Genomic DNA, 20,549 nt, shown 5'->3' on the forward strand with positions numbered 1-20,549 from the left:
ACCGCGAGCCCACCGGCCCGAGGCTACCCACCCATTCTTAGTGACCAGATCCCGCTCCCGAGCCCAAGAACCCCCAGGTCAGCGCGCTACCCACCCCCGACTCCCACCAGGAGTGTCCCGACTCAGGCCAGGCGGATGAACCGGTTGCGTTTGACCGACACCTTCCCGGCCACCGCACGCTCGGCCTTGACCTGTTCATCGATCCCGCGCAGCGTGCGCCGGGCCCGATCGTGGCGGTACTGGTAGTAGATGACCTGGTCACGGCGATGATCCCGCGGTCCGGCCGGCCACGGCTGGGTCAGGATCAGCCCGTCCGGGGGCTGCTGTTCCGGGTGCTCGCGGCGCCACTGGGTGATCACGTAGGGGATGTCGGTGATGCGGGCTCCGAGGATGAACGACAACCCCGCCGCCTCGATCGCGCGCGCCTGTTCGCCTCCGACCCGAGTTTGGTCACGTGATCGGGTGAGGTGAGACGGCAGGGTCCTGACCTGCGGTGATGTGGGCTGTTGGTGCGGGATTCACGCACTAACCGGTGGGTAGGCTGCCGGGTCGTGGCGTTCATCAGGCGGGTCCGGACCGGCTCGGGCGCCACAGTGGTGCAGATCGCCGAGTATGTGTCCGGGCGCAAGCAGCGGATCGTCGCGCACCTGGGTTCGGCACATACCGAGGCCGAATTGGGGCTGTTGATGGCGCGGGCCCGAGGGATGCTCGACGACGCCGCGCAGGGCGAGCTCGACCTGGGGCTGGCGAAGGTCGAGCGCCGTCATCGACTCGCTGCGTCGCCGCAGGACCCGGCCCTGTTCGACTCGACGTCGACGGCCGCCGGCCCGGCGCGTGGTCGTGGGTCGGTGGACACCGCCGAGCCCGCTCGGGTGGTGTCCACCTCGTCGGTCCTGTTGTTCGACCTGTTGGCCGGTGTGTACGACGCCCTCGGGTTCAGCGCCCTGGGTGACGAGGTGTTCCGCGACCTGGTGATCGCCCGGGTCGTGGAGCCCACCGCGCTGCATGATGCTGGGCGGGTCCTCGCCGACTTCGGCCGCGGGGCGGCGTCGTACTCGACGATGCGCCGCACCCTGCGCCGGGCTGCGCAGACCACCACGACCGAACCCGGTGCTGGGTCCTGCGGTGCCTCCTGCGCGGCCTCCGGCAAGGCGTCCAGCGCGGCGGCGGGCGCTGGTTCGTATCGGGACTGGATCGCAGACCTGTGCTTCGCACACGCCCTGAGCTGCGGTGATGTCAGTCTCGTGCTCTACGACGTGACCACCCTCTACTTCGAGGCGGACAAGGAGGACGGGCTGCGCAAGGTCGGGTTCTCCAAGGAGCGCCGGGTCGACCCGCAGATCGTGGTCGGCCTGCTGGTCGACCGACACGGCTTCCCGCTGGAGATCGGCTGCTTCGAGGGCAACAAGGCCGAGAAGCTCACCATCGTCCCGATCATCGAGCAGTTCCACACCAGGCACCGCATCGAGAACATGATCATCGTTGCGGATGCGGGGATGCTGTCTGCGGCGAACCTGACCACGTTGGACGAGGCAGGCTTCACGTTCATCGTCGGTTCGCGCCAGTCGAAGGCGCCGATCGACCTGGAGTCGCACTTCGGCTGGCACGGCGACGGGTTCACCGACGGCCAGGTCATCGACACCATCACACCCAAGCGGGGCGCGAACACCGCGAACAACACCAAGCTGCGGGCCGAACCTGTCTGGGACCCGACAGCCCATCCGGGATCGTGGCGAGCGGTGTGGACCTACTCGGCGAAGCGGTTCGCCCGGGACAACCGCACCCTCAACGCCCAGGAGGTCCGGGCCCGCGCCGTGGTCAACGGCGAGGCCTGCGCGCGGACGCCGCGGTTCGTCAAGACCACCGGCGACGGCCAGACCCTCGACGAGAAGGCCCTCGCCCGCGCACGACGCCTCGCCGGGCTCAAGGGCTACGTCACCAACCTGCCCGCCACCATCATGGACGCGGCCGCGGTGATCGAGGCCTACCACGACCTCTGGCACGTCGAGGCCTCTTTCCGGATGAGCAAGACCGACCTCGCCGCTCGGCCGATGTTCCACCGCACCCGCGACAGCATCGAAGCCCACCTGACCATCGTGTTCACCGCGCTCGCCGTCGCCCGCACCGCCCAGACCCGAACCGGCCTGTCCATCCGCAAGATCGTCCGCTCCCTGCGACCCCTGCGCTCGGCCACCATCGCCATCAACGGCGCCGAACAGACCTTCCCACCCCAGATCCCGGCCGAACTCGAGCCCATCGTGGCCGCGCTCCGCGACTGACTGCGTCACGCACCAACGACTTTGACCAAACTCAGGTGGTCGGCTCGACGATCCGGGCCAGGACCAGGTCCTGGAACACCGGGTCCCGGCCAGTGGCCCGGTCGAACCCGAGCAGCTCATACGCCCGGCACAACCCATCCCACAGATGCCCCATCCGAGAGGCCATGATCGGCAGCGTCCCCGCAACCAGACCGATCGGCCCGACCAGAGTCGAGCCCTCGGCCGAGCCGTCGGCGGCCGGGTCGATGACCGCCTCCAGATCCAACTGCTGCTGGCCCCCGGCCAGCCGCTGCGCCGCGGCCGCCTTGAGCGCTTCCAGCTCCCGCTCATCGTGGGCTGACCCGACGTGCTCCATCCGCCGCGCCCCACGCCGCTTGGAGTACACGATCTGCACCGCCGTCGCCCCGGACGCGGTCTTGACGGTGCGCACGTACGCCACGACCACCGACTCTACGAGCCCGCATTAGTGCACCCATTCCGGCCACCCAACCGACGAACCCGCAGGTCAGGCCACATACAACCACTCAAGATCAACAAAGTGGCAAGAGTCAGGAGGGCGCCATGCTCGAGACAGAGCAGGACGCCGCAGAACTGCTCGCGATCATGGTGGGTACGTGCTCGGCCACGCCTGTTCGCACGGCTAGATACATCCACTATTCGGAAATGCCTCGCGGCACGCGATGAACTCGATGATAAGTATCGTTACCGCAGCGTATACAATGCCGTAGAATGCACAGATCGCGTATCCGGCTGTACGCTTGTTTGCGGACTCACTTGTCACGTAGAATGGAAATGCAACGCCGACCCAGAGCAGTCCATAGAGTACTGAAAGTAAGATCAGGCCTGCCGCGAGGCCGGCCACCCAGGATCCATTATCCTGAATGTCTTCGAATACTTTCAGAAGCTGGCGGATTCCGTTCTCGGCACTGTCTCCAAATAGAAGCCCTACGGCTACACCTACAACGGGAGCCAACAGGGCGTCCCGGATTCTGTGCGCATCGCGGCTGCGTAGGGCACGAATATAGGCGCGCCCGGCCAAAGCGAGGTAGATGACCAAGCCCACCCCGGCGGCAATTGCTCCTACTGCCACTATTGCGATGGCGAACGCCGCGAACACCCCGAACCAGTAGAGCGCACCCATCGCGAGGATGCCGCCCGCGAGGCCGCTTGCGCCTGAATTGTTACTCATAGTCAGCCCGCCGACCTGGTCCTCTACTTCTGCGTGACACCCGGGCCGTCCAAGGCTACGACGGAGACGGTTGCCGATCCGCTGTTGCTCACGTAGAGTCTTCGCCCATCAGGAGATGCAGCCACGGCAATTGGCAACTTGCCGACGTCGACCTCATTCGTCAACTCTCTGGCTTCCAGGTCGATAATGGAAACTGATCCCGCCAGTTGGTTTGCGAGGTAGGCGTGCCGGCCGTCGGGCGCCAATGCAAAGTCGATTGGATTCTCGCTCAGCGCGATCTGATGCAAGGGTTCTCCCGAGACTGCATCGAATACACTCACCCTCGACTCCTCTGCAATATACAATAAACGCCCGTCGGGCGAGAAGGCGCCGGAGTCGGGGAATTCCTCAATGAAGACCCTCTGGATAACGCTGCGGGCAGCAGTGTCGATGAGAAAGAAGGATCCAGACGTATCCCCTGCAGCTATGGCGCATGCCACAGTCCCGGCCGGATTGACGAAGACGCGGATAAAACCTTGGGGTGCCACATCCGTATCAATGGTCGCGCTAGCGCGCGGCGGCTTCACGACGGATACCGTTGAACCATGGGCAACGTACAGCCCTCCGCCTCTGCCGGCGCTGACGTCGCGCGGATCTGAGCCGATCGATGTGGTCGTGACCCTGAACGTGGCCGGGTCCGCTGTCACAAGTGCGCCGGAGCCACCGTAGCCGGCAAGGCTCATGACAGCAGAGACTACGCCCTTATGATCGACAGTGATCCCCGTAGCGGGCGCATCCAATGGAATGTCCGCTACAGCGGTATTCGCGTCTCCATCGATGTCGATGACCAGGATCGATCCCGCACCAGATTCTCCACCATTTGCAACGAAAAGTCTCTTGCCATCCGGGCTCACTGCTAGCCCCCCAGGGCTGCCGCTGACGTTGATATCGGCAACCGCAAGGCGCGGGCCGCTTAGGCCGGAGCACCCCCCGAGGGCAAGCAACAGAACGAGCAGACCACTAACTCCTACGCTGCGCGCAGGCCACGCTTTCTTGCTGAATAGCAAGTGGTACTGGCTGGACGCACGGAAGTGGGTCGCTTTATCGTGTCGGGCAATCATCTCAGCTCAATTCTACTCATTTTCTCATCTACCTTCGTTCGAACGGGCCTCTCTGCTGCCAGGTCGTAGGCAGCAAGGTCGAGTGAGTTAAGCCTGTTCGAATGTCTCGGCGCTGCCTGCATCGGACGGATGTCGCATGGGGGTCGGAAACGTTGATTCGCTCAGAAGAGTCGCTCGATCTCGCCTCCATCTAGGACGTAGCCGTTGCCAAGCAGTTGCGGGCAGGTCGCGACGTCGGACTTGTAGGACAACTGCTCGCCTGAGGAGCCGTCTAGGATGGCGAGCTGGAAGTTCACCGTCACGATGACCTTGCCCGCCATCACTCCGCAAACCGCTGAGACGGGCTGGCGCCAGACGACACGCCCCACACGGTCGATGGCGTACACGGTGCCGTTCGTTGCGCGGGGCGCCCCGCCGTCGAACATGAAGATGTCGACCAGCCCGTTCACCTCGTCAGCATGGTTGAAAGTGGTGGAGCTTGCCGGGGGGATTTGCACCTTCCACGCGCTGCGGGCACTCGGGAGCTCGAGTGCGGTGAGTCGCCCGAGCGAGTCCGAGGCAAGCACGCGTGTCGTGCCGGGAATGGCGACGGTCCGCCGGTTGCGAACCAGCGTCGGGTCGTCGGTGGTCCCCGTGACGGCGCCGGTTGCTGGGTCGAGGAAGGTTATTTCGTCGCCGTCGTAGGTACTGGCGAAGAGTGCTCCCCCGGTGACGCCAATTACGCCCGCGATCTCCTTGGCTTGACCGGTGCTGCTGTCGATCACGGTGGCGTGTTCCTGTGGGTAGGTGCCGACGATCCAGCGCCCGTCGCTCGTCGTGCGCAGCGAAGAGAGGTACTCCTTGGCTGCGCAGTAGGCCGTGGCGTTGCCGTCAGACCCGGGAAGGACGGTGTCCCAAAGTGCTGCACCGGTGCGGGCGTCCGTGGCGTACAAGTGGGCCTTGTTCGTCGCCGGCGTGATCCCTGCCGCGGGTGTCGCGTCGATCGTCAAGGTGAGCAGCTGGTCGGTGTAGTCGGCTGTGCGGACCATGTTCAGCCCGCACTCGGCGGCGAACCGCGAGGAATCGGTGATGGTCAGTGTCGGGTTGCCGCTCATGTCGAGCACCACAATCGAGCCGTCCGAGCTTCGGGTGGCGATCCGGCTTCCATTGCTGACGACGCTGCCGGAATCCAACCGGCTCTCCAGCTGGTGTCGTTCGCCGGCCTGGAGCTGGTTCGTCGCTTCCGATTCCCCGTCCAGGGAGATCTCCGACGACGGCATCGTCGCCGGAGGCGACTCCGGGACGGTGCCGCACGCGGTGATCAAGGCGGCGATCACGGCGGCGACGAAGACGAGTCGCCGTCCGCTCGCCGAGATGGGCTCAGGGTGGCTCACAGTCGTCGGGTTCCTTTGATGAGGGGCCGTCGGCCAGGGCGTACCGTGCAGTTTGCCATCTGCACTTTGCAGTAGTCGACGTGAGGCCGTTACGGTGGGGGCGTCAGAGAGGTCGTGCGGACCGAGCCTCTGTTACGGCCACGTGTGCTGGACTGGCAGCGAGGTGATCTTCGGTGACATCAGGGCCCGTCGCGGATCGCCGCAGACTTGCCGCTGACCTGCGGCGATATCGGTCTGCGTCGGGTCGCACCGTCGAAGACGTGGCGCGGTACCTGGAGTGCTCACCAGCGAAGGTGTCGCGGATGGAGACGGGCGTGGTAAAGGTCGGGGTGCAGGACCTGCGTGCCCTGCTGGAGCTCTATGACGTCGTCGGGCCGGCTCGCGACGAGTTGTTCGCGCGGGCGCGCGAGTCGAGGCGACGAGGCTGGTGGCACGAGTTCGCCGACATCGTCCCCCCGGGCTCGGCACGGTTCTATGGCCTGGAGGACGCGGCGGTCACGATCGCGCACCACAGTGCCTCGCTCGTCCCGGGCCTGCTGCAGACCCGCAGCTACGTGGCGGCGCTGATCGGCTCGGTGCCTGGGATCGATCTGCCGTTGGCCGGGCAGCGCGTCGCGCTGCGGATGCGTCGCCAGCAGTTGCTCGACCGCGCCGTGCCGCCGCGGCTGCACGTCGTGCTCGACGAAGCGGTGCTGTGCCGGCGAGTCGGTGGACCGGCCGTGTTGGCGGAGCAGTTGCGCCATCTCCTCGCGGTCGCACAGCGGCCCACGGTGACGATCCAGGTGGTCGAGTTCACTGCGGCCACCCATCCGGCGGTCGGGGTCAGCTTCACCGTGTTCGGGCTCGGCGGTGCTACCGACGCCGATCAGGTCGTCTTCCGTGAACAGCTCGATGCGAACAGCTTCGTGGAACACCCCGACCAGGTCGCGATCTACACCTCCGCGCTGGCCGAGGCAGCGAGCGCCGCCGCGTCGCCGGAACGATCTCACGAGATCGTCCGCGAGCATCTGGCGCGGCTGTGAGGCGACGTGTCCGCGGTTCTTGGGTGCAGCTCGAACTCGCCTGCCCGCACGCCCAGGAGGAAGAGCTGCCATTCGCGGTGGGTGAAGCGCAAACGCGGGCCGTCCGGGTCCTTCGAGTCGCGCACCAGCACCTGGTCGTCGCGCACGGCGACATCGACGCAGGTCTGGTCCGAGCCCTGGCTGAAGCTGCTGTGCCGCCAGGCCCAGCCAAGTGGCCGGTGGCGGGCGTGATCGCCGGTGTGCGTCGTGGGGGAGCTGGGCATGGCACTCTCCTGGATGGGTGGGAAGGCTTCGGTGCACGGGTGGGGCCGGGCAGGACGATCGGCGGGCAGTTCGGGTTCGGGCACCGCGGTCCCCCTCATGACCGCGGTGCCCGAGCCCGAGTACCGGGCGGTTCGGCGGTGTCAGACGCCGACCCATCCGAGGTAACGGGCGGGGTCGTACCCGCTGATCGGCATGGTGTGGATGCCCGCGGTGCGCCCGTCCCAGGTTGTGATCATCTGGCCGCCGCCGAGGCTGATCGCAACGTGACCGGGGGCGCCGGCTGCGGAGCGGAAGAACACCAGCGCGCCCCGGGGCGGGTTGCGGTCGCCGGGGTGGCGGTTGCGCGCGATCGTCCAGTAGCTGTAGGCGCTGTCGCGGGCGGGACCGGTGGGCAGGCCTGCGGTGATGTCGCGGCCGGCCGCGAGATAGGCCTGGTACACCGCGGCCAGGCAGTAGCCGTCGAACTGGTGGCTGCCCATCCGGACGTTCATCCAGGCGATCGCGGTGTCAGCGGCGGGCGTCGGTGCCACTGGGGCCGGTGCGGACGCATCGCAGCGGGCGATGCCGGTGGTGAAGACGTTCGCGGCCGCGCTGCCGGAGACGTAGGCGTCGGGGATCCACGTCGGTTCGGACCGGGCCGGGTAGACGACGCGGTTGAAGATGTGGTTGGCGCGGGGCCCGACGCCGTCGGGCGACCAGGTCTGGCAGATGATCGTGATCGGCGTGCCGTCGCGCCACACCACCATCGGCGACAGCCGAGCGTTCGCCGTCGGCGCGGATCGCAGCGCGACACCGTCACCGCCGGTGTAGGCGACGCTGTACGCCCCGGCGTCGGCAGCCGGGGCCATCGCGATCATCGTGCCGGCGGTAGCGGCGGCGATCGCGAGCACTGTTGCGGCGCGGCGCCGCCTGGGGGTCACCGTCTGAGGCGGTGGTGCGGTTGGGTCAGGGAGGGCGCGGGTCGAAAGGGTCACGGCGAGCCTCCAGAGCGGGTACGGGCGATTCGGATGAACGCCTGTCGATCAGACCCTGAACCGGTGATCGCCGAGAAGACTGTTCTGCGGCAGCCTTGCCGTCCTGCCGCTCGCCGGCGCCACTACTCCAGTCCGCATCTCCGGCCGCGACGGGTAACACCGGCTGCCGTTCCGCCGAATTCCGGAGCGACAGCCGCCGCTTCCCGATCTCGTCGCGGCCCACTTGCCTCGAAGGGATAGCCGCCGTGCGACGTAGGGTCCTGCTCCCACTCGTTCTGCTCATGTTCGTGTCAGCCTGCGCCGTCCTACCGGGGGGACAGCCGACACCGCACACCTACGGCTCCGTCGCCGAGCTGGCGAAGGCGTTGCGCACACAGCAGCTCGCCGATGCCACGGTGTCGTTCCGGGGGCAGTCCGTCGAGTCCCCTGGGGTGGATGTCGTGAATTTCAGCGGCGGCATGGACGTGACGTCGGACGGGACCGACATGACCGTCGACCTGAAAGACCAGCGGAACCGGGACTACTCGATCGTGATCGTGGGCCAGGACGTCTTCGTCCGAAGCATGACCGGGACGTGGCAGAAGAGCCCGCTGCGCGAGTCGCTCGCGGGCCTGGCCGTACAGCCCGCCGGGCTGCCGGTCATCGGGAACCTGTGGTTCACCCAGTTCGACGGATCCGCCGACGCGTTCAGCCTCTCCGGCTCCTCGACCGTCTTGGGGTCGGCGAATACTGAGTACCGGATGCACGCCGACTTCCGCGAGGCGGCCAACCTGGCACTGCGCCACATCGGCGTTCCGGCACTGGGCAATGTCGGCGAGACGCGTATCGACCTCGACCTGAACCTCACCCTCGACCCGAACGACCGCCTGGTGGCCGCGCACTGGACCGTCTCGACGGACCGCGAGACCCGCACCGTCGACTGCACGTTCAGCGACTGGGGCGCGCCGGTCGACATCGCCGCTCCATCGGCCTGAGCGATGACCCATGCGTGCTCGACGTGGTCAGTACAACAGTCGCCTGTGCGGGCGAGGTCCGCGCAGCGGCAGAAATCCGGCTCGGACGAGGGTGAACAGGTACTCGGGGTCGGTGAGTCCGACCGTGCGGTGCAGGCCGAGTCGCTGCGCCTTCTCGCGGGCGTTGGAGAGACGGGCCTTTACGCCGGTCTCGCTGATCTTCAAGCGGTGGGCGACGGTATACAGCTTGCGCACCGCGGGGTCCGGGCGAATCGGCCACCACTGCAGGTACTCGGCGAACACCAGGGCGAGCGCCTCGTGCTGGCTGGGGGTCAACTCCGGTGGGCGTTCGGCCTCGGCGGTGCGACTGGTCGTGTTCGCGGTCCTGCGCGGGCCGTCCGCCTCGACCGGAATGCCGTCGGCCTCCAACAGCAGCCAATGCCGGTGACCGGCGGCCTCGCCGCCGGGAGCTGCCCCGTTGAGCAGCCGGATCGCCACACGTGGCCAGCTGAGCGTCTGGTGCCCGGCGGCGGGGAACGGGGCCTGCGCCCACGGGTGCACCACCGCCCCGTGGGTGTTGGTGATCTCCACGGCCCATCCGGTCTCGGTCGCCGTCACCGTCGCCGCATTACGAGAGATGCCGCGGTCGTCCAGCTCGACACCGACGGGAAGATCGCCGTGGCGGCCCGCCCGCAGCGACTGCCCGACCTGAACGCGCAACCCGACGGGTAGCACGCTGCGCTCCCGGGAGGACTCGAAGACCAACATCCACCGCTCGTCGGTCATCCCGATGTCCTTCCCGCCACACCGGCACACTCCGCAGACCACGTCGAGATCGTCGGTCGTCACCGATTGCATGCTGGAGGTTTGATGGCCCCCAACGACTTCTGGATCGGGCCCGCCGCCCGACCCGATACCTACCGGCTCATCGCCACACTCGGTGGCGGCGGCGAGGGCGAAGTCTGGCAGGCCGTGCTGCCGCTGTCGGCCGAGGGTCGCTCGATGGTGGCGGTCAAGATCCTTCATGGTGTCGGCGACGACGAGTACCAGTGGCAACAGTTCGGCCACCTCCTGCGCAGCCTCAGCCACCCGGGCCTGGTGCGTGTCACCGACGTGTTCAGCGGCCCGGCCATGCACCGCCCGGGTGCCGCGGACCCCGGGTCGCGGGTCAACGTCGTGGTGATGGACTACATCGACGGCCCGACGCTGCGGGAGTGGTGCGACGAGAACCCACAGGCCACGGCCGGGCAACGGCTGCGGATGCTGCGCATGGTCGCCGCTGCCCTCGACGAGATGCACTCCGGCCGCCACACTCAGGTCGCCGTCGCCCACGGCGACGTCAAACCGTCCAACATCGTCGTCCGCGACGGGACCGGCACCGTCCTGGTCGACCTCGGCCTCGCCCGACTCGCCGACAGCAACGGCGTGGCTGGTCGAAGTGCGCCCTACGCCGCGCCCGAACTGCGATCACCGCGGGCTTTGGCGACCCCCGAAGCCGACCGTTATGCCTTCGCCGTCACCACTGCGCAGGTGCTCACGGGGCAGGCTCCTCCCACCGGGCCGGACGGCTGGCTCGACCGCGGTGCAATCGAGTCCCTCCTGCGACTCAGCCCGGTGACGGCTCGCCGCCCCATGCTGGTCCGGCAGATCCTGCAGATCCTCGACGCACCGCCCGAAGCGCGTCCCCGGGCCCTGCGGGAGTGGCTCGACTCCGCCGCCGACGCTCTTTCGCAGTTCACCACCGGAGGCGAGGCCGACCCGCCGAAGCTGACACCGAGCTCCTCCGGCGTGCCCGTCGCCGCGGCCGAGTACCCGACGGAGGTCGATCCCCCACACCGCAGGCGCCGTCGCAGATGGCCCCTGTACCTCGCCGCAGGCGTCGCACTCGTCGTCGCAGGCGCCATCGCCGCCCAGCTCTTCGGGGCAGCGCCTCTGCCCGGTGGCGTGCCGGCAGGTCCGTCCGGCACCGAGACCGGCGTCGCATCCGGACCCACGTCCACGTCATCGCCGAACCCACCTGAGCCGACCGACGCCACCGGTCTGCCACTCACTCCGCAGTTCCTCGACAACCTGCGCCCCGTCGACACGGACAGCCACATCGGCCACAACGGAGGCTGGGAGACCGGCCCGGCCAGCACCAGCGGGACGCAGCACGGACACGCCGTCAGCATGGCCGCCTGGTGCTCCGGTCGCAACGGCGGCGACTATTGGATCGACTACGACCTCGCCCGCGACTGGAACACCTTCACAGCGACGGTCGGCCTGCGCGACGACGACGTCTCGGACGCGACCGCCAGCTACAAGGTCCTGGTCGACAACCAGCTGCTCGCGTCGGGATCGCTCACCATCGGGAAAACGATGCAGGTGAACGTCCCGGTCACGGGAGCCCTGCGACTCCGCCTACTGATCAACAATCCCACCGTCGGAACCCAGAACTGCACCGGCGATAAAGCGATGGTCTTGTGGGGATCCCCGACCCTCACACCGTGAACGTTCGGCCGGCAGGTCCTCGCCACGGGCGGCAGCGCGGTGGCCGCGGCATTCAGCGGGGTCCGGGTCAGGCGCGTCACCTTCGCGGTGCTAGTGATCTCCGCGGTGGTCGCGAGCATCGCCGGGATGCTCTACGCGGGGCGGCTCCAGTCCGGCCGCTTCCAGTGGGGGACCGGGGACGAGCTCTCGGTGATCGCGGCGGTCGTCCTGGGCGGGACGAGCCTGTTCGGCGGGACCGGGCGGATCGTCGGCTCGGTCGTGGGCGCCGTGTTCGTCGGATTGATCAACAACGGCCTGATCCTGGCCGGTCTCGACGTCAGCCAGCAGATCATCATCCAGGGCGTGATCATCATCATCGCCGTGGCGCTCACCCGGCGGCGCTAGCGTGCCGCCTGGCAGGATCGCCGCATGCCCGCGCTTCCGCTCGACGGGATCGTCGTCGTGTCGTGCGAGCAGGCGGTGGCCGCCCCGTTCGCCACCCGCCAGCTCGCCGATCTCGGCGCCCGGGTCATCAAGGTGGAGCGCCCGGACGGGGGCGACTTCGCCCGCGGCTACGACGAGACCGTCAAGGGCCTGTCCAGCCACTTCGTGTGGCTCAACCGCTCCAAGGAGAGTCTCGCGCTCGACCTCAAGGCCGACCGCGGGGAGGTCATGGGACGGCTCCTGGAACGCGCGGACGTCTTCGTGCAGAACTTCGCGCCCGGCGCCGTGGAGCGGCTGGGGCTGGGCCACGAGGCGCTGCGCGAGCGCCATCCCCGGCTGATCACCTGCTCGATCTCGGGCTACGGCCCGTCCGGCCCGTACCGGAATGCCAAGGCCTACGACCTGCTCGTCCAGTCCGAGGCGGGGCTCGTCGCCGTCACCGGTACCCCGCAGGCCCCCGCCAAGGCGGGGATCCCGGCGGCGGACATCGGGGCGGGCATTTACGCGTTCTCCGCGGTCCTCGCGGCCCTCTACGACCGCGAGCGGACGGGCGCGGGCACGCACCTGGAGATCAGCCTGTTCGACGCGCTCGTCGAGTGGATGGGCTTCCCGCTCTACTACACCGGCTACGGCGGCACCCCGCCCCCGCGCACCGGGACGAGCCACTCCGCGATCGCCCCCTACGGCACGTTCACCGCGGGCGACGGCACCGAGGTCGTGCTCTCGATCCAGAACGAGCGCGAGTGGGCGGCGTTCTGCTCGGGGGTGCTGGAGCGGCCGGAGGTGGCGACCGACCCCCGCTTCGACACCGGCGCCCGCCGGGTGGCGAACCGGCCCGCCCTGCACGCCGAGATCGGTGCGGTGCTCGCCGGGATCTCCGGTGCGGAGTTCCTGAGCAGGCTCGCCGCTGCGGGGATCGCGCACGCCCGCCGCCGGGAGGTCGCCGAGGTGCTGGAGCATCCCCAGCTGGCCGGCCGGTGGACGACCGTGGGCTCACCCGCGGGGGAGCTGCGGGCGCTCCCGCCGCCGATCGGGTTCCCCGGCAGGCCGGCCCGGATGGACCCGGTGCCCGCCCTCGGGGAGCACACCGACGCGATCCTCGCCTGGCTGGCCGCCCCGGGGTGACCGTCGAGAACGACCTTACGCAGCCCGGAACGCCTTGTTGATCAGCACAACGTCGTTCTCGACGGGGCCAGGCCCAGCAGGTCCAGCAGCTCGCGGTGGTCGTCGATCACGTGGTCCGGCACGGTGTCCCCCCAGGTGTCCCGCCCCCGACCGGAGCTGAACAGCACGGCCCGCATCCCGGCCGACTGGGCGCCGTGCACGTCGCGGTACATGTCGTCGCCGACGTGGAGCGCGTGCTCGGGCGCCACCCCCAGCCCGGCGAGCGCGCGCCGGAAGAGCCGCCCGTCCGGCTTGCGGAACCCGTGGTCGCCGGACACGACGACCGGGTCGAAGAGCTCCAGCAGGCCCACGTGCTGCAGCTCGGCCCGCGCCCATGCGCTCTGCGCGTCGGTGACGACGGCCAGCGGGAACCGCGCGGCCAGCTCGTCGAGCACCTCGCGCACCCCCGGGTAGAGCCGCAGCCGCCGCCGGGACACCCCCCGGTAGGTCTCGGCCAGCAGCAACGGCAGCTGCGCCCGCTTCCCGGCGGGCAGCGACCGGGTGTAGTCCGTGGCGTGCTCGTCGACGATCCGGGCCCAGATCGCGACGGCGTCGAACTCGGGGTGCTCCTCCCCGCTCGCGGCCCGCTGCTGGTCGACGTAGGCGTGGTAGAGCTCGCGCACCCGCCCACGGCGCACGTCGATGCCCTGGTAGGTCAGCAGGTGGCCGACCGCGCGGTGGACGGCGTCGTCGTGCTCGTCGGTGAGGATGTCGACGAGCGTGCCGTTGACGTCGAAGACGATCGCGCGGATGTCGTCCATGGGCCCCGTTCGGTCAGGGTGTGCGCAGGAGCTTCTTGGCCTGCGCGACCAGTCTGGCGCGGTACGGCGGATCGACGTAGTCGTTGCGCGCGATCCGCAGCAGGTTCGCCGCCATGTGGAACGGGACGCGCGCGGTCACGGACGCGAACGCGGCGTCCCGGTCGGGGAAGTGGCCGCAGTACTCCCACAGGAAGTGGCCGATGAACGGCTCGGCACCCTCGCGGCTACCGGTGGCGCGCAGGAACGCGTGCTGCAGCTCGCCCGCGACCCGCCCCACGTCGAACACGCGGTCCCCGCGGCGCATCCGCTCCAGGTCGATGGCGCCGACGTCGAGCCCGCCGCCGAAGAGGAAGTTGGCGGGGGTGGCGTCACCGTGCAGCCACACCTGCCGGTCGGCCCACATCCGCGGGCGCAGGCTCCACAGCTGCGCGAGCCACCCGATCTCGTCGACGTCCCAGGCGCCGAGGCGGCCCGCCACCCGCAGGGCGTCGAGGAGGCGGCCGAGGTAGCCGAGGTCGGTCCCGAAGTCGACGTGGGTGCCGTTCGCGGTGCGGTTGTGCTGGGTGGCCAGGTAGAAGGCCAGCGAGGTGAGCCTGCCGTACAGGTGGTCGTGCTCGCCGCGCAGCGCCCGGGCGATCGCGCTGGAGAGCGACTCACCGCCGTAGTACTCGAGCACGAGCACGCAGTTGATCTCGCGGTCCAGCCCCAGCGGCCGCACGACGTGGTGCGGCGAGCCGACCAGGTGGTAGCGGCGCAGCGTCTCGTAGCTCGCGAACTCCCTGCCGGCCTTCGACGCGGCCCGCTCGCGGTCCCACCCGAAGCGGTGGCCGAAGAACTTGCCGACCAGGCGCGTGCCGCTGGCGCGCTCCTCGTAGCCGTAGACCTCGTCGCCGGCGCGCATCCGGAACGCGCCGAACCCGGCCGGGTGCTCGACGCCGAGCCGCTCGACCATGATCCGCGACAGCATCCCGTGCAGCGGGTCCTGGGGCGAGACCCTGCCGACGTAGTGCCCGTCCAACCGTCCTCCGAACGACCGAGACGGCCATTGAACCGGAGGTCGCCGTGCCGACGTCGGTGGTTCACCGGGAGTTCACAGCCGCGCCACGCCGTCGACGCGTGGGCCGGCCCGGCTGCCTACGCTCGGCGCCATGGACGATCGGCTCGGGCGCCGCGTGTGGGCGCTGTTCACCCCCTACCGCACGACGCTCGTGGTGATCGTCGTGGCGGTCCTCGCGAGCAGCGGCCTCGGCATCATCACGCCGTTCCTCACCCAGGCCGCGTTCGACCGGGCGCTCTTCCCCGTGGACGGCTCGCCGGTCGACCTGCCGCTCCTGTGCTGGCTGGTGGCCGGGATGGTGGTGATACCGATCGTCGCGTCGCTGATCGGGGTGTTCCAGACCTGGCAGACTACGCTGCTCGGCAACCGCGTGATGGCCGACCTGCGTGGGCGGCTGTTCGAGCACCTCCAGCGCATGGACCTGTCGTTCTTCACCGCCACCCGCACCGGTGCGATCCAGTCCCGGCTCGCGAACGACGTCGGCGGGGTGCAGTCGGTGCTCTCGGAGACGGCGAGCTCGATCCTCGGCAACGTCGTGACGGTCACCGCCGCGCTGGTGGCGATGATCCTGCTGTCCTGGCAGCTCACGCTGGTGGCGATCGTCCTGATGCCGGTGTTCGTGCTGCTCCAGACCCGCGTGGGCCGGGTGCGGCAGCGCATCGCGGGGCGCACCCAGGAGTCGCTCTCGGACATGACGGCGATCACCGAGGAGTCGCTGTCCGTCTCGGGGGTGCTGCTCGCGAAGGTGTTCAACCGGCAGGCCTACGAGATCGAGCGCTACCGCGCCGAGAACGCCCGCCAGGTCGGGCTGCAGGTGCGCCAGGCGATGACCGGGCAGTCCTTCTTCGCGGTCGTCATGACGTTCATGAACGTCACCCCGGCCCTGGTGTACCTGGTCGCCGGGTTCCTCATCGCGGCGGGCACCGGCGTGAGCGCGGGCACGATCGTCGCGTTCACGACGCTGCAGGGCCGGCTGATCTTCCCGACCGTCAACCTGCTGCGGGTCGGGCTGGACGTCCAGACCTCGCTCGCGCTGTTCCGGCGGATCTTCGAGTACCTCGACCTGAAGCCGCGCATCGTGGACGCCCCGGCCGCGCGGGTGCTGCCGCCGAGCCCCGAGCCGGGGCGGGTGGAGCTCGAGAACGTGTGGTTCGCGTACCCCTCGGACACGTCCGGGGAACCCGCGTGGGCGGTCCGGGACGTCTCGTTCGTCGTCGAGCCGGGGCAGCTCGCGGCGATCGTCGGCCCGAGCGGGTCGGGGAAGACCACGCTCTCCTACCTCGTCCCGCGCCTGTACGACGTGGACCGGGGGCGGGTGCTCATCGACGGACAGGACGTCCGCGAGCTCACCCAGGCCTCGGTGGCCGACGCCATCGGGATGGTCACGCAGGACACGTACCTGCTGCACGCGACGGTCGCGGACAACCTGCGCTACGCCAAGCCGGACGCCACCGACGCCGAGCTGGAGGCGGCCGCCCGGGCGGCCAACATCCACGACCGCATCCTGAGCTTCGCCGAGGGTTACGACACCGTCGTCGGGGAGCGCGGCTACCGGCTCTCCGGCGGGGAGAAGCAACGCCTGGCGATCGCGCGGGTGCTGCTGTCCGATCCCCGGATCCTCATCCTCGACGAGGCCACCAGCGCCCTGGACACCACCAGCGAGCGCCTGGTCCAGGACGCGCTGGAGAACGCGACCAGCCGCCGTACCACGATCGCGATCGCGCACCGGCTGTCCACCGTCCTCGGCGCGGACGTGATCCTCGCCGTCGACGAGGGCCGGATCGTCGAGCGCGGCACCCACGCCGAACTGCTCGCCCGCGGCGGGCTCTACGCGCGGCTCTACACCGAGCAGTTCGCGGGTGGTGCCGTCGAGGCGCGGTGCGCGGACGGTGTGCTGTTCCGTGACGGGTCGACCGTCTGCGACCAGCACCGGCGGGCGGGTGCGGTGGCGGCACCGGTGGCGTGACGGGGGTTGCCGCGTTCGGCGCGGGCCGCCTGCGGCCGCGTGCTCCGGGGGTGGCTGGGGGCTTCCGGGGGTGGCGGGGGCCCTGGTGTTGGCGCGGGCCCCTGGTGTTGGCGCGGGCCGCTGGTGTTGGCGCGGGCCGCTGGCGTCGGGCCGCCGCCGCGTGCCCCGCGTGCTCCCCGCCGCCGCCGAGTGCCGCCTGCCGCCGCGTGCCGCGGGCCCGCGCACTCCCGCCCGCCGCCGCCTGCCGCGGGCCTGCGCACTCCCGCCCGGCACCGCCGTGTTCTACCCCGTCCGCCGTCGTGTTCCGCCGGCCCTGAGCGCCGCCTCGCAGGGGTCGAGTGCGCTTCGCAGATGGTGCAGCTCCTGCGAGGCGTGCGCGGTCTCTGCGAGGTGTCGTGCAGGGGTCTGCGAGGTAGTGGGCAGGCCTGCGGGGACGATGCTGGCGATGACCGCCTGCTGGCGGGGGGTCGGCCGCCGCCTGATCGGCGGCGGCTCCGCAGGGTTTGCGTGCGCTTCGCAGATGGTGCAGCTCCTGCGAGGCGTGCGCGGTCTCTGCGAGTGTCGTGCAGGGGTCTGCGAGGCGAGCGTGGTCTCTGCGAGGTTCTGCGCGGGGGTCTGCGAGGCGAGCGTGGTCTTTGCGAGGTGTTGCGCAGGGATCTGCGAGGTGTCGTGCAGGGGTCTGCGGCGGCGTCCCCCGGCACTGCGAGGTGTTGCGCAGGGGTGTGCGGGGTGTGTGCGGGGTCTGCGAGGACGGTGCTGGCGATGACCGCGCGCCGGCGGGGTGTCCGCCGCTGGCCGGGTGTCCGCCGCCCGGTCGGCGGCGGCTTCGCAGGATTTGCATGCGCCTCGCAGATGCTGCAGCTCCTGCGAGGCGTCCCCGAGCCCTGCGAGGTGCTCCGCAGGGATCTGCGAGGCGTGCCAAGACCCTGCGAAGACGAGGCCGACGACGGCACCCCGCACGCCGCCGGATCCGCCCGCCGCGCACCCTCCGAGGACACCCCGGCAGCCGGTTGTCCACCTCGTGCCGGGTTGTCCACAGCGTGCGAAACGGGTCTGGCGTCCCCGCCGCGCTCGCTCCCATGATCGAGCCATGATGATCGTGACGGTGATCGCGACGGCGGCCTTCACACTGACCGGGGCCCTCGCAGGCGCCGCGGCCCGGCGGCTCGTAGGGCGCCTGCCCCGGGGTGCGCCGGTCCGGCCGCCGGGGTGCGAGCTGGCCGTCGCCGTGCTCTGGGGGAGTGCCGGCGGGCTGTGGGTGAGCGGAGCGCTGCCGGGGGCCTGGCTCCCGGCGCTGCTCGGGGTGGGCTGGCTCGCGGCCGCGCTCGGCGCGGTCGACCTCGCCCGCGGGCGGCTCCCGGACGCGCTCACGCTCCCCGCGCTGCCGGCCGCGCTGCTGCTCGTCGTCCCGCTCGGCGCCGCCGCGGTGCTGCGGGGTCTCGCCGGAGCGGGTCTCGCAGTGGGCGCGCACGCCGCGATCCGGTGGTGCGCGCCCCGGGCGATGGGCGGCGGGGACGTCAAGCTCGCCGGCCCGCTGGGTGCGGTCCTGGCTGCGGGCTCGCTCGCCGCCCTCGTCCCGGCCGCGGTGCTGGCGGCCGCGCTGACCGCGATGCTCGGGGCGGCGCTCGGCGGGGTCGCGGCGATCTCCGGCCGGGTCCGCCGCGGCGGCGGCGTCCCGCACGGACCGTCGATGCTGCTCGCGGCGTGGACGGTCACGCTCGGCACGGCGCTGGGCGGCGCGGGCCCGGGTTTAGGCTGATCGGCCGGGAGCGGGTGGAAGGAAGGTCGTCGTGTTGCGCTGGATCACCGCCGGGGAGTCGCACGGCCCGGCCCTGGTGGCCGTCCTCGAGGGCATGGTCGCCGGGGTCGAGATCACCACGAAGGAGTTGGCCGCCGAGCTGGCCCGCCGCCGTCTCGGCCACGGGCGGGGTGCGCGGATGAAGTTCGAGGCGGACGAGCTGGAGGTCATCGGAGGGGTCCGGCACGGGCGCACCCAGGGCGGACCGGTGGCCGTCCGGATCGGCAACAGCGAGTGGCCGAAGTGGGAGACGGTGATGGCGGCCGATCCGGTCGACCCCGCGCTGATCGAGAACCGCGCCCGCAACGCCCCGCTCACCCGCCCGCGGCCCGGCCATGCCGATCTCGCCGGCATGACGAAGTTCGGGTTCGACGACGCCCGCCCCGTGCTGGAGCGGGCGAGCGCGAGGGAGACCGCCGCCCGGGTGGTCCTCGGCACCGTCGCGAAGGCGTTCCTCGCCCAGGCGTTGGGCGTGTCCGTGCTCTCCCACGTGGTCTCGCTGGGCACGGCGGAGGCCCCGGAGGACGAGCTGCCCGGCCCAGGGGACCTGGATCGCGTCGACGCGAGCCCGGTCCGTGCGTACTCGGACGCCGCCACCGCGGCGATGGTGGCCGAGGTGGACGCTGCGCAGTCCGACGGCGACACGCTCGGCGGTGTCGTCGAGGTGATCGCCTACGGGTTGCCGGTGGGGCTCGGCTCGTACGTGCAGTCGGACCGGCGCCTGGACGCCCGGCTCGCCGGGGCGCTGATGGGCATCCAGGCGATGAAGGGCGTGGAGATCGGCGACGGGTTCCGCACGGCACGGCGGCGCGGCAGCGCCGCACACGACGAGATGGTCCCCGGCGAGGACGGGGTCGAGCGCCTGTCGAACCGCGCGGGCGGCATCGAGGGCGGCATGACCAACGGCGAGCCCGTCCGCGTGCGCGTGGCGATGAAGCCGATCTCCACGGTGCCGCGCGCCCTACGCACCGTGGACGTCGCCACCGGGGGGCCGGCGCAGGCCATCCACCAGCGCTCGGACGTGTGTGCGGTGCCCGCGGCGGGCGTCGTCGCCGAGGCGATGGTCGCCCTCGTCCTGGCCGACGCCGCGCTGGAGAAGTTCGGTGGCGACTCGCTGGCGGAGACGCGCCGCAACCTCGTCGCGTACCGGGACGCCACGCGATGAGCGCGGGGAGACGTCCTCGCGTGGTCCTCGTCGGGCCACCGGGTTCGGGGAAGACCACCGTCGGGAAGATCCTGGCCCGCCGGCTCGGGCTGGAGTTCACCGATGTCGACGCGCTGATCGTGGAGCGGGCGGGCAAGCCGATCTCGGACATCTTCACCCAGGACGGCGAGCCGACGTTCCGGGCGCTGGAGCGCGAGGTGGTCGCCCACGCCCTCGGCACGACCAGCGGTGTCCTCGCGCTCGGCGGCGGGTCGGTGCTGGCGGCGGAGACCCGGGAACGGCTGCGAGGTCACGAGGTCGTCTACCTGACGGTCGGGCTGGCGGACGGTCTGCGCCGCACCGGCATGTCGACGGCCCGGCCGCTGCTCGTGGGCGTCAACCCGCGAGCGACGTTCCGCGCGTTGCTGGAGGCCCGCACACCGCTCTACCGCGAGGTCGCGACGATCGAGATCGACACCGTGCGCCGCAACACCAACCAGGTCGCCCGCGCCGTCCTGGAGGCTCTGGGCGCGGCCGACCCGGGGGCGCCCCGCTCCGCGGAGGACGACCTTCCGGGCGAGTCCGACGTGCT

Annotated in this window: 17 protein-coding genes and 3 pseudogenes; 10 read left to right on the forward strand and 10 right to left on the reverse strand. The window is 70.3% G+C overall.

Annotated elements, in window-relative coordinates; genetic code table 11:
• Nucleotides 1-128: 128 nt before the first annotated feature.
• A pseudogene (locus AB7J25_RS24515) lies at nucleotides 129-419 on the reverse strand (IS1634 family transposase); the annotation flags it as partial.
• 132 nt (nucleotides 420-551) lie between these two features.
• On the opposite strand from AB7J25_RS24515, the gene AB7J25_RS24520 reads away from it, so the two are divergent.
• On the forward strand, nucleotides 552-2,279 hold the full coding sequence (locus AB7J25_RS24520) for an IS1634 family transposase (RefSeq protein WP_428512574.1): 1,728 nt from the start codon (nucleotides 552-554) through the stop codon (nucleotides 2,277-2,279).
• Nucleotides 2,280-2,525: 246 nt separating this feature from the next.
• Here AB7J25_RS24520 and AB7J25_RS24525 read toward each other — a convergent pair.
• The 4 genes and pseudogenes from AB7J25_RS24525 to AB7J25_RS24540 all read right to left on the reverse strand — a co-directional run.
• Nucleotides 2,526-2,718 (reverse strand): annotated as a pseudogene (locus tag AB7J25_RS24525) (IS1634 family transposase); the annotation flags it as partial.
• 201 nt (nucleotides 2,719-2,919) lie between these two features.
• The gene (locus tag AB7J25_RS24530; protein ID WP_428512576.1) at nucleotides 2,920-3,420 is read right to left on the reverse strand and encodes a hypothetical protein; all 501 of its coding nucleotides are present in this window, start codon (nucleotides 3,418-3,420) and stop codon (nucleotides 2,920-2,922) included.
• A gap of 71 nt (nucleotides 3,421-3,491) precedes the next feature.
• Nucleotides 3,492-4,361: a YncE family protein gene (locus AB7J25_RS24535; protein ID WP_428512578.1), complete on the reverse strand. Its 870-nt coding sequence runs from the start codon at nucleotides 4,359-4,361 to the stop codon at nucleotides 3,492-3,494.
• Nucleotides 4,362-4,729: 368 nt separating this feature from the next.
• Nucleotides 4,730-5,941 carry a PQQ-binding-like beta-propeller repeat protein gene (locus AB7J25_RS24540; RefSeq protein WP_428512580.1) on the reverse strand — a complete coding sequence of 404 codons (1,212 nt, stop codon included), beginning with the start codon at nucleotides 5,939-5,941 and terminating at the stop codon, nucleotides 4,730-4,732.
• 173 nt (nucleotides 5,942-6,114) lie between these two features.
• Here AB7J25_RS24540 and AB7J25_RS24545 point away from each other — a divergent pair, with 173 nt between their 5' ends.
• Nucleotides 6,115-6,963 (forward strand): helix-turn-helix domain-containing protein, encoded by an 849-nt coding sequence (locus AB7J25_RS24545; protein ID WP_428512582.1) that lies wholly within the window; start codon nucleotides 6,115-6,117, stop codon nucleotides 6,961-6,963.
• Here the strand turns inward: AB7J25_RS24545 and AB7J25_RS24550 are convergent.
• Together AB7J25_RS24550 and AB7J25_RS24555 are read right to left on the reverse strand one after the other, a co-directional pair.
• On the reverse strand, nucleotides 6,927-7,226 hold the full coding sequence (locus AB7J25_RS24550; RefSeq protein WP_428512584.1) for a DUF397 domain-containing protein: 300 nt from the start codon (nucleotides 7,224-7,226) through the stop codon (nucleotides 6,927-6,929). The genes AB7J25_RS24545 and AB7J25_RS24550 overlap by 37 nt on opposite strands.
• 141 nt (nucleotides 7,227-7,367) lie before the next feature.
• Nucleotides 7,368-8,147, reverse strand: coding sequence for an NlpC/P60 family protein (locus AB7J25_RS24555; protein WP_428512586.1), 780 nt, complete (start codon nucleotides 8,145-8,147; stop codon nucleotides 7,368-7,370).
• A gap of 299 nt (nucleotides 8,148-8,446) precedes the next feature.
• On the opposite strand from AB7J25_RS24555, the gene AB7J25_RS24560 reads away from it, so the two are divergent.
• Nucleotides 8,447-9,175 carry a hypothetical protein gene (locus tag AB7J25_RS24560; protein ID WP_428512588.1) on the forward strand — a complete coding sequence of 243 codons (729 nt, stop codon included), beginning with the start codon at nucleotides 8,447-8,449 and terminating at the stop codon, nucleotides 9,173-9,175.
• Between the two features lie 27 nt (nucleotides 9,176-9,202).
• Here AB7J25_RS24560 and AB7J25_RS24565 read toward each other — a convergent pair whose 3' ends face one another.
• Nucleotides 9,203-10,003, reverse strand: a complete 801-nt coding sequence (locus AB7J25_RS24565) for a hypothetical protein (RefSeq protein ID WP_428512590.1) — start codon at nucleotides 10,001-10,003, stop codon at nucleotides 9,203-9,205.
• Nucleotides 10,004-10,024: 21 nt separating this feature from the next.
• Here AB7J25_RS24565 and AB7J25_RS24570 point away from each other — a divergent pair, with 21 nt between their 5' ends.
• From AB7J25_RS24570 to AB7J25_RS24580, 3 genes and pseudogenes are all read left to right on the forward strand, one after another.
• Entirely contained in the window at nucleotides 10,025-11,644 is a 1,620-nt protein-coding gene (locus AB7J25_RS24570; protein ID WP_428512592.1) for a protein kinase domain-containing protein, read from the forward strand.
• Nucleotides 11,645-11,656: 12 nt separating this feature from the next.
• Nucleotides 11,657-12,028: pseudogene (locus AB7J25_RS24575) on the forward strand (ABC transporter permease); the annotation flags it as partial.
• 24 nt (nucleotides 12,029-12,052) lie between these two features.
• Nucleotides 12,053-13,192, forward strand: coding sequence for a CaiB/BaiF CoA transferase family protein (locus AB7J25_RS24580; protein ID WP_428512594.1), 1,140 nt, complete (start codon nucleotides 12,053-12,055; stop codon nucleotides 13,190-13,192).
• A gap of 41 nt (nucleotides 13,193-13,233) precedes the next feature.
• On the opposite strand, the gene AB7J25_RS24585 is transcribed toward AB7J25_RS24580, so the two are convergent.
• Together AB7J25_RS24585 and AB7J25_RS24590 are read right to left on the reverse strand one after the other, a co-directional pair.
• Complete coding sequence (locus AB7J25_RS24585; protein WP_428512596.1) at nucleotides 13,234-13,992, reverse strand: HAD family hydrolase; 759 nt, start codon at nucleotides 13,990-13,992, stop codon at nucleotides 13,234-13,236.
• A gap of 13 nt (nucleotides 13,993-14,005) precedes the next feature.
• Nucleotides 14,006-15,010, reverse strand: coding sequence for a phosphotransferase (locus AB7J25_RS24590; RefSeq protein ID WP_428512598.1), 1,005 nt, complete (start codon nucleotides 15,008-15,010; stop codon nucleotides 14,006-14,008).
• Between the two features lie 130 nt (nucleotides 15,011-15,140).
• Here AB7J25_RS24590 and AB7J25_RS24595 point away from each other — a divergent pair, with 130 nt between their 5' ends.
• The 4 genes from AB7J25_RS24595 to AB7J25_RS24610 all read left to right on the forward strand — a co-directional run.
• Nucleotides 15,141-17,015, forward strand: a complete 1,875-nt coding sequence (locus tag AB7J25_RS24595; RefSeq protein ID WP_428512600.1) for an ABC transporter ATP-binding protein — start codon at nucleotides 15,141-15,143, stop codon at nucleotides 17,013-17,015.
• 1,090 nt (nucleotides 17,016-18,105) lie between these two features.
• A complete protein-coding gene (locus AB7J25_RS24600; RefSeq protein WP_428512602.1) occupies nucleotides 18,106-18,774 on the forward strand; it encodes a prepilin peptidase in 669 nt (222 codons plus the stop codon).
• A gap of 31 nt (nucleotides 18,775-18,805) precedes the next feature.
• Nucleotides 18,806-19,978, forward strand: coding sequence for a chorismate synthase (gene aroC, locus AB7J25_RS24605; RefSeq protein WP_428512604.1), 1,173 nt, complete (start codon nucleotides 18,806-18,808; stop codon nucleotides 19,976-19,978).
• The coding region (locus AB7J25_RS24610) for a shikimate kinase (protein WP_428512606.1) at nucleotides 19,975-20,549 on the forward strand (575 nt) is incomplete at its 3' end. The genes aroC and AB7J25_RS24610, both read left to right, overlap by 4 nt.

The organism is Pseudonocardia sp. (assembly GCF_050246655.1).
In the GTDB taxonomy this organism is placed as follows: Bacteria; Actinomycetota; Actinomycetes; order Mycobacteriales; family Pseudonocardiaceae; genus Pseudonocardia.

Bases quoted from the DNA above. Each gene is read 5' to 3' on its own strand.
- AB7J25_RS24530 (WP_428512576.1), bottom strand. From the start codon at position 3,420: ATGGGTGCGCTCTACTGGTTCGGGGTGTTCGCGGCGTTCGCCATCGCA.
- AB7J25_RS24550 (WP_428512584.1), bottom strand. From the start codon at position 7,226: ATGCCCAGCTCCCCCACGACGCACACCGGCGATCACGCCCGCCACCGG.
- AB7J25_RS24570 (WP_428512592.1), top strand. From the start codon at position 10,025: ATGGCCCCCAACGACTTCTGGATCGGGCCCGCCGCCCGACCCGATACC.
- AB7J25_RS24580 (WP_428512594.1), top strand. From the start codon at position 12,053: ATGCCCGCGCTTCCGCTCGACGGGATCGTCGTCGTGTCGTGCGAGCAG.
- AB7J25_RS24585 (WP_428512596.1), bottom strand. From the start codon at position 13,992: ATGGACGACATCCGCGCGATCGTCTTCGACGTCAACGGCACGCTCGTC.
- AB7J25_RS24595 (WP_428512600.1), top strand. From the start codon at position 15,141: ATGGACGATCGGCTCGGGCGCCGCGTGTGGGCGCTGTTCACCCCCTAC.
- AB7J25_RS24600 (WP_428512602.1), top strand. From the start codon at position 18,106: ATGATGATCGTGACGGTGATCGCGACGGCGGCCTTCACACTGACCGGG.